This window comes from Mycobacterium sp. 1465703.0 (genome assembly GCF_001672975.1).
In the GTDB taxonomy this organism is placed as follows: domain Bacteria; phylum Actinomycetota; class Actinomycetes; order Mycobacteriales; family Mycobacteriaceae; genus Mycobacterium.
Genome location: NZ_LZKU01000211.1, coordinates 1 through 18,424 on the forward strand (window position 1 = coordinate 1; position 18,424 = coordinate 18,424).

Annotated in this window: 17 protein-coding genes and 1 pseudogene; 13 read left to right on the forward strand and 5 right to left on the reverse strand. The window is 66.8% G+C overall.

The window, feature by feature from the left end; translation table 11 throughout:
• From A5625_RS30255 to dnaE, 3 genes are all read left to right on the forward strand, one after another.
• A partial coding sequence (locus A5625_RS30255) for a hypothetical protein (protein ID WP_232003766.1) occupies nucleotides 1–221 on the forward strand: 221 nt, incomplete at its 5' end.
• Between the two features lie 9 nt (nucleotides 222–230).
• Nucleotides 231–662, forward strand: coding sequence for an SRPBCC family protein (locus A5625_RS20055; protein ID WP_066997924.1), 432 nt, complete (start codon nucleotides 231–233; stop codon nucleotides 660–662).
• Between the two features lie 67 nt (nucleotides 663–729).
• A complete protein-coding gene (dnaE, locus tag A5625_RS20060) occupies nucleotides 730–4,263 on the forward strand; it encodes a DNA polymerase III subunit alpha (protein ID WP_066997927.1) in 3,534 nt (1,177 codons plus the stop codon).
• Between the two features lie 5 nt (nucleotides 4,264–4,268).
• On the opposite strand, the gene A5625_RS20065 is transcribed toward dnaE, so the two are convergent.
• Together A5625_RS20065 and A5625_RS20070 are read right to left on the reverse strand one after the other, a co-directional pair.
• A complete protein-coding gene (locus tag A5625_RS20065) occupies nucleotides 4,269–5,210 on the reverse strand; it encodes an MBL fold metallo-hydrolase (protein WP_066997930.1) in 942 nt (313 codons plus the stop codon).
• Nucleotides 5,207–5,650: a PPOX class F420-dependent oxidoreductase gene (locus tag A5625_RS20070; protein WP_066998020.1), complete on the reverse strand. Its 444-nt coding sequence runs from the start codon at nucleotides 5,648–5,650 to the stop codon at nucleotides 5,207–5,209. Before A5625_RS20070 ends, A5625_RS20065 begins: the two co-directional genes overlap by 4 nt.
• A gap of 60 nt (nucleotides 5,651–5,710) precedes the next feature.
• Between A5625_RS20070 and A5625_RS20075 the strand changes: the two genes are divergently transcribed.
• The 5 genes from A5625_RS20075 (at nucleotide 5,711) to A5625_RS20095 (ending at nucleotide 11,636) form a co-directional block, all read left to right on the forward strand.
• On the forward strand, nucleotides 5,711–6,109 hold the full coding sequence (locus A5625_RS20075; protein WP_066997933.1) for a helix-turn-helix domain-containing protein: 399 nt from the start codon (nucleotides 5,711–5,713) through the stop codon (nucleotides 6,107–6,109).
• Entirely contained in the window at nucleotides 6,109–6,585 is a 477-nt protein-coding gene (locus tag A5625_RS20080; RefSeq protein ID WP_066997936.1) for a VOC family protein, read from the forward strand. The genes A5625_RS20075 and A5625_RS20080 overlap by 1 nt, the downstream gene beginning before the upstream one ends.
• A 92-nt stretch (nucleotides 6,586–6,677) precedes the next feature.
• Nucleotides 6,678–8,504, forward strand: a complete 1,827-nt coding sequence (gene fadD11 / locus A5625_RS20085; RefSeq protein ID WP_066997939.1) for a fatty acid--CoA ligase FadD11 — start codon at nucleotides 6,678–6,680, stop codon at nucleotides 8,502–8,504.
• Nucleotides 8,501–10,393: a lysophospholipid acyltransferase gene (locus tag A5625_RS20090; RefSeq protein ID WP_066997942.1), complete on the forward strand. Its 1,893-nt coding sequence runs from the start codon at nucleotides 8,501–8,503 to the stop codon at nucleotides 10,391–10,393. The genes fadD11 and A5625_RS20090 overlap by 4 nt, the downstream gene beginning before the upstream one ends.
• A gap of 136 nt (nucleotides 10,394–10,529) precedes the next feature.
• Nucleotides 10,530–11,636, forward strand: coding sequence for a GGDEF domain-containing protein (locus A5625_RS20095; RefSeq protein ID WP_066997945.1), 1,107 nt, complete (start codon nucleotides 10,530–10,532; stop codon nucleotides 11,634–11,636).
• Between the two features lie 6 nt (nucleotides 11,637–11,642).
• On the opposite strand, the pseudogene A5625_RS20100 reads toward A5625_RS20095, so the two are convergent.
• Nucleotides 11,643–12,079: pseudogene (locus A5625_RS20100) on the reverse strand (aldo/keto reductase); the annotation flags it as partial.
• A 148-nt stretch (nucleotides 12,080–12,227) separates the two neighbouring features.
• Here A5625_RS20100 and A5625_RS20105 point away from each other — a divergent pair.
• A complete protein-coding gene (locus A5625_RS20105; protein ID WP_066997951.1) occupies nucleotides 12,228–13,013 on the forward strand; it encodes a DUF6065 family protein in 786 nt (261 codons plus the stop codon).
• Nucleotides 13,014–13,020: 7 nt separating this feature from the next.
• Here A5625_RS20105 and A5625_RS20110 read toward each other — a convergent pair whose 3' ends face one another.
• A complete protein-coding gene (locus A5625_RS20110; RefSeq protein ID WP_066997954.1) occupies nucleotides 13,021–14,490 on the reverse strand; it encodes an FAD-dependent oxidoreductase in 1,470 nt (489 codons plus the stop codon).
• Nucleotides 14,487–14,894 carry a hypothetical protein gene (locus A5625_RS20115; protein WP_066997957.1) on the reverse strand — a complete coding sequence of 136 codons (408 nt, stop codon included), beginning with the start codon at nucleotides 14,892–14,894 and terminating at the stop codon, nucleotides 14,487–14,489. The genes A5625_RS20110 and A5625_RS20115 overlap by 4 nt, the downstream gene beginning before the upstream one ends.
• 97 nt (nucleotides 14,895–14,991) lie before the next feature.
• Here A5625_RS20115 and A5625_RS20120 point away from each other — a divergent pair, with 97 nt between their 5' ends.
• From A5625_RS20120 to A5625_RS20135, 4 genes are all read left to right on the forward strand, one after another.
• The gene (locus A5625_RS20120) at nucleotides 14,992–15,549 is read left to right on the forward strand and encodes a TetR/AcrR family transcriptional regulator (protein ID WP_066997960.1); all 558 of its coding nucleotides are present in this window, start codon (nucleotides 14,992–14,994) and stop codon (nucleotides 15,547–15,549) included.
• Nucleotides 15,550–15,729: 180 nt separating this feature from the next.
• Nucleotides 15,730–16,167, forward strand: coding sequence for a nitroreductase family deazaflavin-dependent oxidoreductase (locus A5625_RS20125; protein ID WP_066997963.1), 438 nt, complete (start codon nucleotides 15,730–15,732; stop codon nucleotides 16,165–16,167).
• A gap of 38 nt (nucleotides 16,168–16,205) precedes the next feature.
• Complete coding sequence (gene ilvA / locus A5625_RS20130) at nucleotides 16,206–17,489, forward strand: threonine ammonia-lyase (RefSeq protein ID WP_066997967.1); 1,284 nt, start codon at nucleotides 16,206–16,208, stop codon at nucleotides 17,487–17,489.
• 11 nt (nucleotides 17,490–17,500) lie between these two features.
• Nucleotides 17,501–18,424 (forward strand): phosphatase PAP2 family protein, encoded by a 924-nt coding sequence (locus A5625_RS20135; protein WP_066997970.1) that lies wholly within the window; start codon nucleotides 17,501–17,503, stop codon nucleotides 18,422–18,424.

An 18,424-nucleotide genomic window follows, 5' to 3' on the forward strand; every position in this document is an offset into this window, starting at 1 on the left:
AGCGCCTTGTCACATCCGCCACTGGCGTCTCATCGCCGAGGCACATGGTCTGGTGCCCGCCTCTGAGCGACAACGGGCGGGCGCGCGCGTGCGCGCTCGGATTGGCGCGCGTGCTGGTGGCCGGCTTCCAGCCCTTCCGCGTCCCGTTGTCGCTCAAAGGCGGGCACCAGACCATGTGCCTCGGCGATGAGACGCCAGTGGCGGATGTGACAAGGCGCTAGGCTCAGGCGGTGGCTGCTGTGGACCTGAACGCCGAAGTCCCGATGACCCCGCAGGAGATGTGGGACCGTGTCTCCGACCTGTCGGACTTGGGCGACTGGCTCACCTTGCACGAAGGATGGCGCAGCGACCTACCCGACGAGATCGCCGAGGGCACCCAAGTCATCGGCGTGGCACGGGCCAAGGGTTTGCGCAACCGGGTGACCTGGACGGTGACCAAGTGGGACCCGCCGCGCGAGGTGGCGATGTCGGGGTCGGGCAAAGGTGGCGCCAAATACGCCGTCACGCTCACGGTGCGGCCCACGCAGGACGGATCGACCCTGGGCCTGCGGCTGGAGCTGGGCGGGCGGCCGCTGTTCGGTCCGGTCGGATCCGCGGCGGCTCGCGCCGTCAAAGGCGACGTGCAGAAGTCGCTGCAGAACTTCGTCGAGTTGTACGGCTGACCCCCGCACGACACACTTCGCGACACGCCCGAAACCCGTCGGTCCGCAGTCATAGACTGGCGTCCCTATGAACCACTCGTCCTTCGTGCACCTGCATAACCACACCGAGTACTCGATGTTGGACGGTGCCGCGAAGATCGCGCCGATGCTCGCCGAGGTGGATCGGCTGGGAATGCCCGCGGTCGGGATGACCGACCACGGAAACATGTTCGGCGCCAGCGAGTTCTACAACGCGGCGACCAAGGCCGGGATCAAGCCGATCATCGGCGTCGAGGCCTACATCGCGCCGGCGTCGCGCTTCGACACCCGGCGGATCCTGTGGGGAGACCCGGGTCAGAAGTCCGACGACGTCTCCGGCAGCGGCTCCTACACGCACATGACGATGATGGCCGAGAACGCCACCGGACTGCGCAACCTGTTCAAGCTGTCCTCACTGGCCTCGTTCGAGGGCCAGCTCGGCAAATGGTCGCGGATGGACGCCGAACTGATCGCCGAACATGCCGAGGGCATCATCGCCACCACCGGCTGCCCGTCTGGCGAGGTGCAGACCCGGCTGCGGCTGGGCCATGAGCGGGAGGCGCTGGAATCGGCAGCCAAGTGGCGCGAGATCTTCGGCGCCGACAACTACTTCCTGGAGCTGATGGACCACGGGCTGTCCATCGAGCAGCGGGTCCGCGGCGGGCTGCTGGAGATCGGCCGCAAGCTGGGCATCCCGCCGCTGGCCACCAACGACTGCCACTACGTCACCCGCGACGCCGCGCACAACCACGAGGCGCTGCTGTGCGTGCAGACCGGCAAGACGCTTTCGGACCCCAACCGGTTCAAGTTCGACGGCGACGGCTACTACCTGAAGTCCGCCGCCGACATGCGCCAGATCTGGGACGAGGAGGTTCCCGGCGCGTGTGACTCCACGCTGCTGATCGCCGAGCGGGTGCAGTCCTACGACGAGGTGTGGGCGCCGCGCGACCGGATGCCGATCTTCCCGGTGCCCGAGGGTCACGACCAGGCGACCTGGCTGCACCACGAGGTGATGGCCGGCCTGCAACGCCGCTTCCCGTCCGGCGTCGGCCAGGACTACATCGACCGGGCCGAGTACGAGATCAAGGTCATCTGCGACAAGGGCTTCCCGTCCTACTTCCTGATCGTCGCCGACCTGATCAACTACGCGCGATCGGTGGATATCCGGGTCGGGCCGGGGCGTGGCTCGGCGGCCGGCTCGCTGGTGGCCTACGCGCTGGGCATCACCAACATCGACCCGATCCCGCATGGTCTGCTGTTCGAGCGGTTCCTCAACCCGGAACGCCCGTCGGCTCCCGACATCGATATCGACTTCGACGACCGTCGGCGCGGCGAGATGGTGCGTTACGCCGCCGACAAGTGGGGCTCCGACCGCGTCGCCCAGGTCATCACTTTCGGCACCATCAAAACCAAAGCGGCGCTGAAGGACTCGGCGCGCATTCACTACGGCCAGCCCGGGTTCGCGATCGCCGACCGGATCACCAAGGCGCTGCCGCCGCCGATCATGGCCAAGGACATTCCGCTGTCGGGCATCACCGACCCGGGCCACGAGCGGTTCAAGGAGGCCGCCGAGGTCCGCGGTCTGATCGAGACCGACCCGGACGTACGCACCATCTACCAGACCGCGCGCGGCCTGGAAGGGTTGATCCGCAACGCCGGCGTCCACGCGTGCGCGGTGATCATGAGCAGCGAGCCGCTGACCGAGGCCATTCCGCTGTGGAAGCGGCCGCAGGACGGCGCCATCATCACCGGCTGGGACTACCCGTCGTGCGAGGCCATCGGCCTGCTGAAGATGGACTTCCTGGGCCTGCGGAACCTGACGATCATCGGCGACGCACTGGAGAACATCAAGACCAACAGGGGAATCGACCTCGACCTGGAATCGGTTCCGCTGGACGACAAACCCACCTACGAACTGCTCGGTCGCGGCGACACCCTGGGTGTGTTCCAGCTCGACGGTGGGCCGATGCGAGACCTGTTGCGCCGCATGCAACCCACCGAGTTCAACGACATCGTCGCGGTGCTGGCGCTGTACCGGCCCGGGCCGATGGGCATGAACGCCCACAACGACTACGCCGACCGCAAGAACGGTCGTCAGGCGGTCAAGCCGATTCACCCGGAGCTGGAAGAGCCGCTGCGCGAGATCCTGGCCGAGACGCACGGCCTGATCGTCTATCAAGAGCAGATCATGTTCATCGCCCAGAAGGTCGCCTCCTACACGATGGGCAAAGCCGACGCGCTGCGTAAGGCGATGGGCAAGAAGAAGCTCGAGGTGCTCGAGGCCGAATACAAGGGCTTCTACGAAGGCATGACGGCCAACGGCTTCTCCGAAAAGGCGGTGAAAGCGTTGTGGGACACCATCCTTCCGTTCGCCGGGTATGCGTTCAACAAATCGCACGCGGCCGGCTACGGACTGGTCTCCTATTGGACCGCCTACCTCAAGGCCAACTATCCGGCCGAGTACATGGCCGGCCTGCTGACCTCGGTGGGCGACGACAAGGACAAGGCCGCGGTGTATTTGGCCGACTGCCGCAAGCTCGGCATCACGGTGCTGCCGCCGGACGTCAACGAGTCCCTGGTGAACTTCGCCTCGGTCGGCAAAGACATCCGGTTTGGGCTGGGCGCGGTGCGCAATGTCGGTGCCAACGTGGTGGGCTCGCTGATCGAGACCCGCAACGGCAAGGGCAAGTTCACCGATTTCTCGGACTACCTGAACAAGATCGACGTCGCGGCCTGCAACAAGAAGGTCACCGAGTCGCTGATCAAAGCCGGCGCGTTCGACTCCCTGGGTCACGCCCGCAAGGGTCTGTTCCTGGTGCACACCGACGCGGTCGACTCGGTGCTCGGCACCAAGAAGGCCGAGGCGATGGGCCAGTTCGACCTGTTCGGCGGCGACGACGGGTGCACCGAATCGGTGTTCAACATCAAGGTGCCCGACGACGAGTGGGAGGACAAGCACAAGCTCGCCCTGGAGCGAGAGATGCTGGGCCTCTACGTCTCCGGGCATCCGCTCAACCAGGTGGCGCACCTGCTGACCACGCAGGTGGACACGCAGATCCCGGCGATTCTCGACGGCGATGTCCCCAACGACGCCCAGGTCCGGGTGGGCGGCATCCTCGCTTCGGTCAACCGTCGGGTCAACAAAAACGGAATGCCTTGGGCATCAGCCCAATTGGAGGACCTCACCGGTGGCATCGAGGTGATGTTCTTCCCCCAGGCGTACTCGGTGTACGGGGCCGACATCGCCGACGACGTCGTGGTGCTGATCAAGGCGAAGGTGTCGCTGCGCGACGACCGGGTCGCGCTGATCGCCAACGAGCTTGTGGTGCCTGACTTCTCCAATGCGACGCCGAACCGGCCGCTGGCGGTCAGCCTGCCGACGCGGCAGTGCACCATCGACAAGGTCACCGCGCTCAAGCAGGTGCTGGCACGGCACCCCGGCACGGCGCAGGTGCACCTGCGGCTGATCAGCGGGGACCGCATCACCACGCTGGAATTGGATGCCTCGCTTCGGGTTACGCCGTCGCCGGCCTTGATGGGGGATCTCAAGGCGCTGCTCGGCCCTGGTTGTCTGGGCGGCTAGCACCGCTAGTCGGACAATGCCAGCGCCGCTTGGTGGTCATGGGTCGCGACGATGGTGACCGCGTGCCGCGCCAGGTGCAGGCGCTGCAGGGTCTTGAAGGTCTGCTCACGGTCCTCGTCCACCAAAACACCCGGGTACCCGGCCTTTTGGCGGACCTTCTCGATCTGCATGGCGTGCCAGGCCGCGTCGCCGGCGATCAGGATCCACCCGCGCCGGGTGTGGGCGAGCACCCCGACGCTGCCTGGGGTGTGCCCGGCAAGGTCGACCAGCAGCACGGAGTGGTCCCCGAAGAGGTCGTGGCTTCGCGTGAAGGTGAGTACCGGCGGACCGTCCAGCTCGTAGTCGACCACGGCCCGGCCGCGCAGCGAATCCCGTACACCGCCGACGGGCGCCGTCACGCCCGAACCGATCCAGTCCCGTTCGGTGCGATGCAGGCGGACGGGAAGGTCCGGCAGATCCAGCAGCCCCGAGACGTGGTCCCAGTGCGCGTGCGTGGGCAGCGCGAAATCCAATCGCACCGCCTCGGCCAGCCCGCCCAGTGCGGTAATGGTGGGGACGGTGTCGGCCGGGGGACGAACCGCGACCCGCAGCACCGCGGGCAGTTGGGCGATCGCGCGTTGCTCGACGTCGACGCACACCGCGGGATCGACGATGAAGGTGGCTTCCGAATGTCTGACGATGAACGACGTCAGCGAGTTGTCGACGCGGGCCGGTGTGAAGGTGCCCTCGACGATGGCGGCGGTCGGCACCGAGCGCGGGACTTGGGGCAGCGCGGTCACCGTCACCGTTCGATCAGTGTTCGGCAGGCCGGCGTCGACCACGCTGCGGAGGAACCGCTGGTCAGGCCGCTTCGGGCGTACCATGCCAAGCATCAATCCCGCTGCGGCGCTGCAGCATTGGACAAGGCCGGGGGAGCGGACCGGGTCGGGCACGGTTGCGGTCGTCATGGCAGGTCCACCCGCACGATGACGCTGTCCGGCCACACACCGCGGTCGCGGGCGCGACGCAATTTCTCACCCGCGCACAGATCTTGGTGCACATTGGTCACGCCCGGAAGTTTGATCAGCGGGACGATGTTCCATTGCCAGCCGTACCGCTGGTGCAGCAGGCGGTTGGCGCGCGCGGCCTCAGCGCCGGACAGGATGGTGGCACGGCCGGTCACCGTCGGCGCGCCCGGCCGTGGCCGGCCCCGGTAGTCGCAGGCCGCGAGTTCGACGTCATGGTGCGCGGTCAGCCGCCTGGTCTTCGGGCCCACCTTGGTTCGAAACAGCACCGCACCGCCGTCGATCGCGAACCAGATCGGGGTGTCGACGGGTGTGCCGTCGCGGCGAAACGACCGCAGCAGCGCGTAGCGGGAATCGCCCAGTTCTTGCGTAGGGATGGTCATCAGCACAGTCAAGGACTTAGAGTTGGCTCGAAGTCAAGCATCCGGCTCCCGGGAGGTGTGATGGCACCAAACCTGACGATCGGGGAGGTGGCGCGCCGAGCCGGGGTGGCCGCGACGGCGCTGCGCTACTACGAGCAGATTGGCCTGGTGCCGGAGCCGGCCCGGCTGGGTGGTCAGCGCCGCTACGACGATTCGATTCTGGCTCGCCTCGAGGTGATCGCGTTGTGCAAGGCCGCCGGGTTCGCGCTGGAGGAGATCCAGTTGCTGTTCGCCGATGACGCTCCCGGGCGGCCGGTGAGCCGCGCACTGGCCAAGGCCAAGCTGGCCGAGATCGACGCCCAGATGGAGTCGCTGGCCCGGGCCCGCGCCGTCATCGAGTGGGGGATGCGCTGCAGGTGTCCCTCAATTGACGCCTGTACCTGTGGTATTCATCCGCCCCCCGCCGACATGGAGCCTTGATGACCCGACCGCACCCCATCGCCGTGCAGAACTTCTCGCACATCTGCATCGGCGTGTCCGACATCGAGGCGTCGCTGGCCTTTTACACCGCGGTGCTGGGCATGGACGTGGTGTTCGACGTCGAACTGCAGGGCGCCGGACTGGATTCGGTCACCGGCGGTGCCGCCCAGCAGGGCCGTATGGTCGGCGGGCTGATCGGTGCGGCGATGGTGGAACTGCTGTCGCTGGGCGTGGTCCCCGAGTGCCCCAGCGGCCCGCACCTGGGCTACACCAACATGTCGTTTCGTGTCGACGACCTCGACGCCAGCTACGACACCGTGGCCCGCCAGCACCCCGGTGTCCGGGCCGACCCGCCGGTCGATATCGGGGGAGTGCGGATGTTCTTCATCTACGACCCCGACGGCACCCCGATCGAGCTGGTGGAACTGCCGGGCGGCGCAACGAGCACGGTGCAACTCTGGCGCCCTCAGGCCTGAACCGTGCGTGAACCGGCCGAAAGGTTCCTCGCCCCTTGACCCGGACGTAGGCTCACCAAGGCAGTGCTGATGCGACGCCGAGGAGGACGGAAATGACGACGGCCCAGGAACCGACCACCTTGTGCGAGGCGTTTCAGCGCAACGCCGCGATCCAGCCCGACGCGGTCGTGCTGCGCACCCCTGGCGCAATCCAGACACTGACGTGGCGCGAGTGCGCCGAACAGGTCCGCAAGGTGGCCGCGGGGCTGGCGGGGCTGGGGATTCGGCGCGGTGACACGGTGTCGCTGATGATGGCCAACCGCATCGAGTTCTACCCGTTCGAAATCGGTGCGCAACACCTTGGCGCCACGTCGTTTTCGGTGTACAACACGCTGCCGGCCGAGCAACTGACGTACCTGTTCGACAACGCCGGCACCAAGGTCGTGGTCTGCGAGGAGCAGTACGTGCACCGGATCCGCGCCAGCGGCGCGCCCATCGAGCACATCGTCTGCATCGACGGCGCCCCGCCCGGCACGCTGTCGACCGAGCAGTTGTACGCGGCGGCCGAAGACGGCTTCGACTTCGAATCGACTTGGCGGGCAGTACAACCGGAGGACATCGTCACTCTCATCTACACCTCGGGAACCACCGGAAACCCCAAGGGCGTGGAGATGACCCACGCCAATCTGTTGTTCGAGGCGCACGCGCTCAACGCCGTACTCCCGTCTCGATTCGGTGACCGGGTCACGTCCTACCTCCCGACGGCGCATGTCGCCGACCGCGTGATGGGCCTGTACGGCCTAGAGGTGTTCGGCACCCAGGTCACGGCCGTCGCTGATGCCCGTGCTATCGCCGCCGCGCTGCCCGACGTGCGGCCCAACGTGTGGGGCGGGGTTCCGCGGGTATGGGAAAAGCTCAAGGCCGGAATCGAATTCGCCGTCAGCAACGAGACGGACGAGGCCAAGCGGCAGGCGTTGCAGTGGGCGATGTCGGTGGCCGCCAAGCGGGCCGACGTCCTGGTGGCCGGGGAGCCGATGCCGGACGAGCTGGCCGCCGAATGGGCCAAGGCCGACGAGCTGGTGCTGTCCAAGCTGCGCGAGCGGCTCGGGTTCGGCGAACTGCGCTGGGCGGTCTCCGGTGCGGCGCCGATCCCCAAGGAGACGTTGGCGTTTTTCGCCGCCATCGGTATCCCGATCACAGAGGTGTGGGGCATGTCGGAGCTGAGCTGCGTTGCGGCGGTGAGCCATCCGTGTGAAGTCCGGCTGGGATCGGTCGGCAGGTTACTGCCCGGGCTGGAGGGCAAGATCGCCGATGACGGTGAGTTTCTGGTGCGAGGCCCGCTGGTGATGAAGGGCTACCGGAAAGAGCCGGCCAAAACGGCGGAGGCCATCGACGCCGACGGCTGGCTGCACACCGGCGACATCCTGGAGGCGGACGCCGAAGGCTATCTGCGGGTGGTGGACCGGAAGAAGGAGCTGATCATCAATGCGGCCGGAAAGAACATGTCCCCGGCCAACATCGAGAACACCATCCTGGCGGCATCTCCGATGGTCGGGGTGATGATCACCATCGGCGAGGGGCGGCCCTACAACACCGCGCTGATGGTCTTCGACGCCGATTCGGTCGGCCCGTATGCGGCCCAGCGCGGACTGGCCGACGCCTCGCCCGCCGCGCTGGCGGCTGACCCGGAGGTGATCGCGCAGGTCGCCGCCGGGGTGGCCGCGGGCAACGCCAAACTCTCCCGGGTGGAACAGATCAAACGGTTCCGCATCCTGCCCACCTTGTGGGAGCCCGGCGGTGACGAGATCACGCTGACGATGAAGCTCAAGCGCAAACCGATCATGGCGAAATACGCCGAGGAGATCGAGCAGCTCTACGCGCCCGAACCGTACCCGGATGTGCACGAGCCTTCCGAAGCCGCCTCGGTGCAGCCGGCATGATCGGGGGACCGGCGGGCAGCGCCCGCGAAATCGGCCGGGCCGGGGTCCGAAAGCTGTTGCAGCGCACGGGCATCTTCGAGGAGTCGACGTCACCGCTGCCAACGGACCCGGCCGAAGTCGTCGATTTGCTGGGCGCGCCATGGTATGACGAGCGGCTGGGCAAGCTGGCCCAGGAACTCGGGCGCGATCTGGACAGCGTGCGCGCTGAGGCCGCCGGCTACCTGCGCGAGATGGCGCCCTCGCTCGACGAGCGGGCGGTGAAGGCCTGGCGCAGCTTCAGCTGCTGGCTGATGCGCGCCTACGACGTGCTCACCGACGAGGACCAGATCGCCCAGTTGCGTAAGCTGGACCGCAAAGCCACACTGGCGTTTGCCTTTTCGCATCGCTCCTATCTTGACGGCCTGTTGCTGCCCGAGGTGATCCAGGCCAACCGGCTCTCGCCCGCGCTCACCTTCGGCGGCGCCAACCTGAATTTCTTCCCGATGGGCGCGTGGGCCAAGCGCACCGGAACCATCTTCATCCGGCGGCAGACCAAGGACATTCCCGTCTATCGCTTCGTGTTGCGCGCCTATGCCGCGCAACTGGTGCAGAACCACGCCAACCTGACCTGGTCCATCGAAGGCGGCCGGACCAGGACTGGCAAGCTGAGGCCGCCGGTGTTCGGAATTCTGCGGTACATCAGCGATGCTGTCGACGAAATCGATGGACCAGAAGTGTATTTGGTGCCCACTTCGATCGTGTACGACCAGCTGCACGAGGTGGAGGCCATGACCACCGAGGCCTACGGTGCGACGAAGCGGCCTGAAGACTTTCGTTTCCTGATCCGGCTGGCGCGACAGCAGGGCGAGCGGCTCGGCCGCGCCTATCTCGACTTCGGTGAACCACTGCCGCTGCGCAAGCGCCTCGAGGAGCTGCGCGCCGAGGAGTTCGGCACCAGCACCCAGATCGAACGCATCGCATTAGACGTCGAACACCGGATCAACCGCGCCACGCCGGTCACCCCCACCGCGGTGGTGAGCCTGGCCCTGCTGGGCGCCGACCGTTCGCTGTCCATCAGCGAGGTGCTGGCCACGGTGCGACCGTTGGCGAGCTACATCGCGGCACGCCACTGGGTGGTGGCCGGGGCGGCCGACCTGACCAATCGTTCCACCATCCGCTGGACTCTGCACCAGTTGGTCGCCTCCGGCGTCGTCAGTGTCTACGACGCCGGGACCGAACCAGTCTGGGGCATCGGATCTGAGCAGCACCTGGTCGCGGCCTTTTACCGCAACGCGGCCATTCACATCGTGGTAGATCGCGCCATCGCCGAAACGGCATTGCTGGCCGCCACCGAGGACGCCGAGGGCACGGTCGACGGGCTGGTCCAACCGACTGCCGTCCGCGACGAGGCGCTGAAACTGCGCGAATTGCTGAAATTCGAGTTTTTGTTCTCCGCACGCGCGCAATTCGAGAAGGAACTCGCCGACGAGGTGCGCCTGCTCGGGCGGGTGGACGACACCAGCAAGGCGGCCGGCGCTGCCGACGTACGCGGCCTGCTGGAAAAGGCCGACGTGCTGCTGGCGCACCTTGTGCTGCGCCCGTTCCTCGACGCGTACCACATCGTCGCCGACCGGCTCGCCGATTACGACGACGAATCCTTCGACGAGGACGCGTTTCTCGCCGAGTGCCTCGAGGTGGGCAAGCAGTGGGAGCTGCAACGCAGGATCGCCAGCGCCGAGTCAAGGTCGATGGAGTTGTTCAAGACCGCGTTGCGACTGGCCCGGCATCGTGAACTGTTGGACGGCGTCGAGAACCCGGATATTGCGCGGCGGCGTCGTGAGTTCGCCGACGAGGTCGCCACCGCCGTCCGGCGGGTGAATACCATTGCGGAGCTGGCCGGAGCGCGCTGATCACCCTTGTCGCCAAGCTGGGCGAGCTGGTGCCCGCGGATACCCTATCCTCAGTTGCGGATGCCAGGACTACAAATGAACGTATCGTCGGGCCGTCAGGTGGCATTCGAGTCCAGCCGGTAAGGGGACACACGAGATGCCGAGCCTTTCCAGCGTCGTGCGCTCAGCGGCTTCCTGGTGGGAGCAGCCCGACCACTTCGACTGGTTGTCGGGCTACCTCGCGACACAGGATCTGCAGCGTCTTGTCCGCTGCACGCTGGCCGCCGCCACCATTCTGTTGAGTGCGAACACCGTCAGCATGCAGTGGAGCCCGGGTGGGTCGTCGCGGCCGGTGGGGTTGGCTGCGGCATTGGGCGCCGCCGCGGTGTGCCTGGCAACCGCCGGGCTGTGGATACGCCGGTGGCCGAGCTGCCGGCAATCCGTGTGCTACGTGGCCATTTCCGATGTCGGTATCGCGATCGCCTGCCTGAGCTACCGCGACGCGCTCCTCGGTCTGGCCGGATGCATCACCTTCGCCGTGCTCGGCGGCTATATCGCGTTTTTCCACAGGCCGCGGATCTTGGCCGCACACTTGGGCGTCGCGCTGGGTACGGCCGTCGCACTCCTTGCGATGCAGGGAATGAGGAGCGGTGACTGGGTCGCGGCCGCGTGCACCTTCTCGGTGGTCGTGGTGGGCATACTGGCCGTGCCGATGACCACTCAGGTGCTTGTTCATCGTTTGACCGTCGACGTTGCCGTCTCTGATGTGGATCCGCTGTGCGGGTTGTTGAACCGGCGAGGATTTTATCGGCGCTGCGCTGAATTGCTCGCCGGCGCAACGCACCTGGCTGCGCAATATCTGGCGGTCACCATGGTCGACCTGGATCAGTTCAAACGGCTCAACGACGCCCTCGGTCACGCGGTCGGTGATCGCGCCCTGGTCGCCGTCGCCGAGATCCTCCAACGCCACCACGACGGGGCGGTCGTGGCACGCATCGGTGGCGAGGAGTTCCTCGTCGCCGAAGTTGCTGACCACCCTGACAGGGCGGAATCCGCTGAGCGGCTGCGGCGCGCCATCGCCGATTCCCCGTTTGGCCTCACCGCCAGCATCGGAGTGGTCAGCGCACTGGTACACCCGGGGTGGATCGCGACCGCCCGTGATGTGATCGACGAGTTGATCCGGTGCGCCGACATCGCGATGTACGAGGCAAAACGCTCCGGCGGCAACCAAATTCGAAACCGACTGGCCTCGGTAGGCAGTTAAGCCAGGCTAGCTCCCAGGCCTCGACATCTCGGGATACGGACCACTGACGGGTGTCGCTGACGTCATGATCTGGTCGATCGTGGCCAGGTCGTGTCGGAGAGCACGAGCTCGGTTGCGCGGACGCTGTCTTCCAGGTAATTGAGATGCTGTGCGCCAACGACGGCGACGTGCACGCCGGGTTGCGCCAGTGCCCACGCGATAGCCAATTGGCTGATCGTCGCGCCGAGGTCAGCGGCCAAACGCTCAAGCCGCGCAACGATTTCCAGGTTATGCAGAAAGCCGCTGCCGCTGAAGATGTCACTGCGACCCCGCCAGTCCCCGGCGGCGAAGGTGGTGTCAGGCTTGACCGTCCCGGTGAGTAAACCGTGGGCTAACAGTCCGTAAACCATCACCCCGATGTCGCGGGTGCGGCAATAAGGCAGCAACCCAACTGTGTCCCGAACAAACCCGTTGCAGCGGAACCGACTCCGCTCGGTATCTTTCTTGGTCGTCGACATGTGTCGCAGCACAGACTAGAAACTTGTTAGGTTGCAGAACGAGCGTTCCGATGGGGATGCTGGAATCCGGGTGACCGGCGAAGCGAGGATGTGAATGAGTGAGGAAGCCAGTGAGCAGTCGCGCCCATTGATCGGGTACGTCACCCATGACATCGCGCCGCCGATCAGCCCCGCTCCGATCGGCCGGACGTGGATGTCAGAGATACGGCAAGGGTGGCCGCACCGGTGTTTGCCGATGCTGATCGCCAACCAGAGCGGCTGGGAGGTGCGCAACCGGAACGCGTTCACCGCGACCTGGATGGGTGGGAATGACCGCACGAATCTGATGATCGCGCCCGACACGCGCGAGAGCGGTCAGTTCCTGCCCTCCAGCCACTTCGGCTACGGCATCTTGACCTGGCACCTGCCGATCCTGTTTCGCACCCCGCCGGGATATAACTTGTTGGTCCGCGGGCCGGCCAACTATCCGAAAGACGCGATTTCTCCGTTGGAAGGCATCGTCGAAACCGATTGGTCCAGCTCGAGTTTCAGCATGAACTGGAAGTTCACCCGCGAGTTCATGCCGGTGCGCTTCGAGGTCGACGAGCCGATCTGCATGATCGTGCCGCAACGCCGGGCCGAGCTGGAGGAGTTCGCCCCCGAACTCCGGCCTATCGAGTCCGATGAAGAGCTGCACCGCAAGCACGAGTACTTCCTGGGCTCGCGTGGCGCGCTCGGCCGCGAACAGGAAGCCGCGGCCGGCGCCGAGAACGAGAAGGTGCCGTGGCAAGGCGATTACACCCGGGGCCGGCACAGCGACGGCGAGCCCGGCGCCGACGATCACCAGACGCGCCGCCGTCTCCGGTCGTTCGTCACGCACCAACCCGAGAAGAAGGCCTAGGGTCAGATCACCGCGCGTGCACGAAAGGTGCTGCGCCCGTTGTCATCTCCGTGATCCGGTCTGGGATCTGCGTCGACGCTCCGGCCCACGCGATGTACCCGTCCGGGCGCACCAACACGGCCGGGCCGCGGTCGGCCCGCTGCGCCTGCACCACCCCGGGGACCTCGACCGGAAGTGCGCCGTATTCGCGGATGAAGACGAAGCCGCCGTTGCGTTGCAGGTGCGTCAGCCGTCCCTCGACCAGCGGAATCGCGGCGGCCCGCGTCCCGACCAGTCCGCGCCGACCGTACCGCAACGTGGTGCCCGCGAAACTGCCGGCCACCAAGTCATGCACGGCCGGTATCCGAAGTATGTTGGGAGCCAACAGATTACGTAGCCAGATCGCAGGCCGCCGATGCAGCGTCGCGCCCCGGGCGATCATCCCGGACTGCAGCAGCACCCGTTTGCCGATCGGGTGGCGTTCTTCCTGGTAGGTATCCAGCAGGCCATCTTCGGCGCCGCCGAGCACGGCGTCGAGCTTCCAGGCCAGGTTGGCCGCGTCCTGGATACCGGTGTTCATGCCCTGGCCGCCCATCGGGGAGTGCACGTGCGCGGCGTCGCCGGCCAGGAATACCCGTCCGTGCCGGTACTGCGCGACTTGTCTTTCGTCGCAATGGAATCGCGATTTCCAGCCGATCTTTATCACCCCGAAGTCGGCCCGCATGGCGCGGGCCAGGACGTCGATGATCTCGACGTCGTCGACGGGCGCGTCATCCGGCAGTTGGTGGTCGCGGTCCCACGCCAGGGCCCGGTACCACGACCCGTCGTCGTCGTGCCGGTTGTAGGGGGCTAAGAACCCCAGCACGTCGCCGGTGGTGCCCACCACTAATCCGCCGTGCGACGGGCCGTGGGCCAGCTTGACGTCGGCCAGCATCAGGGAGGTCAGCACCGTCTTGCCGGGGAAGTCCACGCCCAGCAAGCTGCGGACGGTGCTGTGCGCGCCATCGGCGCCGATCACATACCGCGCCCGCCACCTCTGCTGGTGTAGGGGATCGGCCTCGTCCTTGGGGCGGGCGGTGACCGTGACGCCGTCAGCATCCTGCTCGAGCGCGACCACCTCGACGCCGCGCCGGATGTCGGCCCCTTCGGCCACCGCGTATCGGAGCAATGCCCCATCGACATTGGTCTGGGGAGTGATCAAGACGAACGGGTACGCCGAGTCGATGCGGGTCAGGTCCAGGCGGGCCTTCGCGAACAGCGTTACGTCCGGCCCGCGCTGCCCAAGGGCGAGCACGTCGGAGGCCAGCCCGCGGGCATCGAAGAGTTCCAGCGTGCGCGGCATCACGGCGAACGCGCGGCTGGTCGGGTTTTGGGCGGGCCAGCGCTCCAGCACGATCACCGACCGCCCGGCGCGGGCCAGATCACCCGCGGCGGTCAGGCCGGTGGGGCCCGTTCCCACCACCACAACGTCGACATCGTGAACAGTGGTTGCACTCATCGGATCGCTCCTTCCGGATCGGTGTACCAGCGACGGATGTCGCCGGGGGTGGCTTGCGCTGCCCGGTTGAAGACGAAGCGGCAGCCGGGCTGGGTGGTGTGCGCGGCGTTGACGATCGACTCGAACAGCAGGGTGTTGCCGGCGACCAGGCGAATGCCGGCGCCGATCAACACGGCGTCGTAGTGGTTGGCTTGCAGCCACTCGCGGGCTTTGTCGGAGCCGGCGGTGCCGACGTCGATCAGGCAGTTGTCCACGTGGTAGCCGGCGGCGCGCAGGCCCGCGACGTTGTCGTCGTTGGCGGCTCGCAGCGTCTCCTTGGACAGGCCGGCGAACTGGGCGAATTCCGGCGACGAGTAGTCGATCACGTCGGGATCGAGCCCGATTTGGATGACGGTCACGGTCATGGCTTTGCCTCCTCGATGAAGCGATTCAACAACTGTTGAAATCAACGTAAGCCCAGCCTCTGGCAATGTCAACAGTTGTTGAACTAGAATTTCAGCCATGCCCGGTAAGGCTCGCGACGGCAAAGTCACCCGCGCGACGATTCTGAGTGCGGCCCGCACCCTGTTCTCCGCCCACGGCTTCGAGCGGACCACCATCCGTGCGGTGGCGGCCGAGGCCGGCGTCGATCCCGCACTCGTCATGCACTATTTCGGCAACAAGGCCGAATTGTTCGCCGCGGTCTCGCGGCTCGAGATCACCTTCCCCGACCTCACCGACGTCGCCCCGGAACGCCTCGCCGACGTCCTGGTGCCGTTTTTGGTGCGGGTGTGGGATCCGGGCGGGTCGTTTTTGCCGCTGCTGCGCGCGGCCGCCACCAACCGGGCCGCCGCCGAGGCGCTACTGGAACTGTTCGTCGAAAAGGTCGCCCCGGCGCTGGCCACCGTCACACCCGACCGCGCCGCCGAGCGGACCGCGATGGTGGGGTCGCAGGTGTTGGGAATTGCGATGGCGCGCAACGTCGTTGGAGTGCCCGCGCTGGTCGCGATGGATGACGCGACGCTGACCGAATGGCTGCGTCCGGTGCTCGCCCACTACCTCACCGGCGCGGCGCCGTGATCGCCGGGCCGCAGCGGGAGCGCATGGCTTGCGCCCGCCTGGTAGCGACAACGGTTGTCGCTGAAAGGCGGGCAATCGACCATGCGTTCACCTTGTCGTGACCGCTGGGGTGGATGCGGCTACGGCGGCCACGACCGGGGAGGCGGCGGGACCGCGAAAGCCGCGCTTAGAGTTGGGGACATGCCGCTAGAAGGGGAGTACCTGCCGAGCCCATTGGATTGGTCTCGCGAGCAAGCTGAAAAATACGCCGAGTCGGGGGGCGCCGAGGCCGCCGACATGAAGGGCAAGCCGATCATCCTGCTGACCACGGTCGGCGCCAAGACCGGCAAGCTCCGCAAGACGCCGCTGATGCGGGTCGAACATGACGGCCAATACGCGGTCGTCGCCTCACTGGGCGGGGCGCCGAAGCACCCGGTCTGGTATCACAACATCAAGAAGAACCCCCGCGTCGAATTGCAGGACGGCTCGGTGACCCGCGATTACGACGCCCGCGAGGTCTTCGGCGATGAGAAGGCCACCTGGTGGGAGCGTGCCGTCGAGGCGTGGCCGGACTACGCGGAGTATCAGACCAAGACCGACCGGCAGATCCCGGTGTTCGTGCTGACCCCGGTCGACTGAATTCCGGGGTTGGTCGGCCGTCATGGCACCATTAGTCAGTGTCCGCCGAATTGAGCCAGAGCCCGCGCGTCTCGCCGTTAACCGCGGCTGACATCGACAGCGCGGCCAAGCGGATCGCCGCGGTGGTCACGCCGACCCCGTTGCAGTTCAGCGACCGGTTGTCGGCGATCACCGGCGCGAAGGTCTACCTCAAGCGCGAGGACCTGCAGATCGTGCGCTCGTACAAGCTGCGCGGCGCCTACAACCTGCTGGTCCAGCTGTCCGAGGCCGAACTGGCCGCGGGCGTGGTGTGCTCGTCGGCGGGCAACCACGCACAGGGCTTCGCCTTCGCGTGCCGGATGCTGCAGGTTCACGGCCGCGTCTATGTGCCGGCCAAGACGCCCATGCAGAAGCGGGACCGGATCCGCTATCACGGCGGCGACTTCATCGACCTGATCGTGGGCGGCAGCACCTACGATCTCGCCGCCGACGCGGCCCGGGCCGATGTGGAGAGCACCGGCGCCACCTTGGTGCCGCCCTATGACGATCTGCGCACCATCGCGGGCCAGGGCACCATCGCCGTCGAACTGCTCGATCAATTGGACGACGAGCCGGATCTGGTGGTGGTACCGGTGGGCGGCGGCGGCTGCATCGCCGGCATCACCACGTATCTCGCCGAGCGGACGAACAACACGTCGGTGCTCGGCGTCGAGCCGGCCGGCGCCGCGGCGATGATGGCCGCATTGTCCGCGGGTGAGCCGGTGGCACTGGATCACGTCGACCAGTTCGTCGACGGCGCCGCGGTGCGGCGGGCGGGAGACCTGACCTACGCCGCGCTGGCGGCCGCCGGCGACATGGTGTCGATCACCGCCGTCGACGAGGGGGCGGTGTGCACCGCGATGCTTGACCTGTACCAGAACGAGGGCATCATCGCCGAACCCGCGGGCGCGCTCTCGGTCACCGGTTTGCTCGACGCCGACATCGAACCCGGTTCGACGGTGGTATGCCTGATTTCGGGTGGCAACAACGACGTGTCGCGCTACGGCGAAGTGCTCGAACGCTCGCTGGTGCACCTCGGTCTCAAGCACTACTTCCTGGTGGATTTCCCGCAGGAGCCCGGCGCGCTGCGCCGGTTCCTCGACACCGTGCTCGGACCCAACGACGACATCACCCTGTTCGAGTACGTCAAGCGCAACAACCGGGAGACCGGTGAGGCGCTGGTCGGCATCCAGCTGGGATCCTCGGCCGACCTGGACGGGCTGCTGGCCCGGATGCGTGCGACGGAGCTGCACGTCGAGACGCTGAAACCGGGCTCGCCGGCCTACCGCTACCTGCTGCTCTAGCCTGGCGATACATGCACCCGCCGTATGGACCTGGCACCGGCGGTTTCGGCCCGGTCAGTGCCGGCATCGTCGCCGTGCTCATACTGCTTGCCTGGTCGGCGGTTTTTATTGCTCGGCGCGGACGGCGGTTACTCGGGCTCTGGGAACGGGCGTCCAACTCCGCCGTCGTCGGCGAAACGCTGACCTGGGTGCGCGACCGGATCGGCACCCGGGGTCGGGCATTGGCCGGGCGGCTGCCCGCGAGCCAGGTCGCCGGTGTCGCATTGCTTCTCGGGCTGGTCGTGGTGGTAACGCTGGCGGTCGGCTTCACCGAAGTGCTCGATGACGTGCTCGAAGGCGACGGCATCGCCGGATTCGACCAACCGATGACTCGATGGCTTGCGACCCATCGTGATCTGTGGCTGACCAGCACGCTGCGAGCGATAACCGTCGCGGGTGATCCCCCTTTTCTGGTTGTGCTTGCCTTGCCGATCGCCGTTGCCGCCGGTTGGCGGTGCCGGTCGTGGCGGCCGGTGGTGCTTGCTCTGGTTGGCGGCGCGGGGGTTCCACTGATGCTCTTCACCGCCAAAGTCCTGGTGGGTCGAGACCGCCCGGCCTTGCCCTTCGCCCTGGTCGACGCGAAAGGGGATTCGTTCCCCTCCGGACACGCAACCGGCACCGCCGCAATCATGGTCCTCTCCGCGTGGATGCTGACCCGCTGGCTGATCCGGTGGTGGACCGGGCGGGTGCTGGTATGGGCGATCGCGACCGGCGCGGTGTTCGTGATCGGGTTTTCCCGTGTCTATCTGGGCGTCCACTACGTCAGCGATGTGTTGGCCGGCTGGCTGCTGGGCATGGCGTGGGGCGGCACCGTCGTGCTCGTCGGATCCTGGTGGGACCACACCCGGCGTGCCCGCGTTCACGCGGACGATAAGCCGATGCGTGAGCGCCGGTAG

Excerpts from the sequence above, each read along its gene's own strand:
- dnaE (WP_066997927.1), top strand. The coding sequence starts at position 730 with ATGAACCACTCGTCCTTCGTGCACCTGCATAACCACACCGAGTACTCG.
- A5625_RS20065 (WP_066997930.1), bottom strand. The coding sequence starts at position 5,210 with ATGACGACCGCAACCGTGCCCGACCCGGTCCGCTCCCCCGGCCTTGTC.
- A5625_RS20070 (WP_066998020.1), bottom strand. The coding sequence starts at position 5,650 with ATGACCATCCCTACGCAAGAACTGGGCGATTCCCGCTACGCGCTGCTG.
- A5625_RS20075 (WP_066997933.1), top strand. The coding sequence starts at position 5,711 with ATGGCACCAAACCTGACGATCGGGGAGGTGGCGCGCCGAGCCGGGGTG.
- A5625_RS20080 (WP_066997936.1), top strand. The coding sequence starts at position 6,109 with ATGACCCGACCGCACCCCATCGCCGTGCAGAACTTCTCGCACATCTGC.
- fadD11 (WP_066997939.1), top strand. The coding sequence starts at position 6,678 with ATGACGACGGCCCAGGAACCGACCACCTTGTGCGAGGCGTTTCAGCGC.
- A5625_RS20090 (WP_066997942.1), top strand. The coding sequence starts at position 8,501 with ATGATCGGGGGACCGGCGGGCAGCGCCCGCGAAATCGGCCGGGCCGGG.
- A5625_RS20095 (WP_066997945.1), top strand. The coding sequence starts at position 10,530 with ATGCCGAGCCTTTCCAGCGTCGTGCGCTCAGCGGCTTCCTGGTGGGAG.
- A5625_RS20105 (WP_066997951.1), top strand. The coding sequence starts at position 12,228 with ATGAGTGAGGAAGCCAGTGAGCAGTCGCGCCCATTGATCGGGTACGTC.
- A5625_RS20110 (WP_066997954.1), bottom strand. The coding sequence starts at position 14,490 with ATGAGTGCAACCACTGTTCACGATGTCGACGTTGTGGTGGTGGGAACG.
- A5625_RS20115 (WP_066997957.1), bottom strand. The coding sequence starts at position 14,894 with ATGACCGTGACCGTCATCCAAATCGGGCTCGATCCCGACGTGATCGAC.
- A5625_RS20120 (WP_066997960.1), top strand. The coding sequence starts at position 14,992 with ATGCCCGGTAAGGCTCGCGACGGCAAAGTCACCCGCGCGACGATTCTG.
- A5625_RS20125 (WP_066997963.1), top strand. The coding sequence starts at position 15,730 with ATGCCGCTAGAAGGGGAGTACCTGCCGAGCCCATTGGATTGGTCTCGC.
- A5625_RS20135 (WP_066997970.1), top strand. The coding sequence starts at position 17,501 with ATGCACCCGCCGTATGGACCTGGCACCGGCGGTTTCGGCCCGGTCAGT.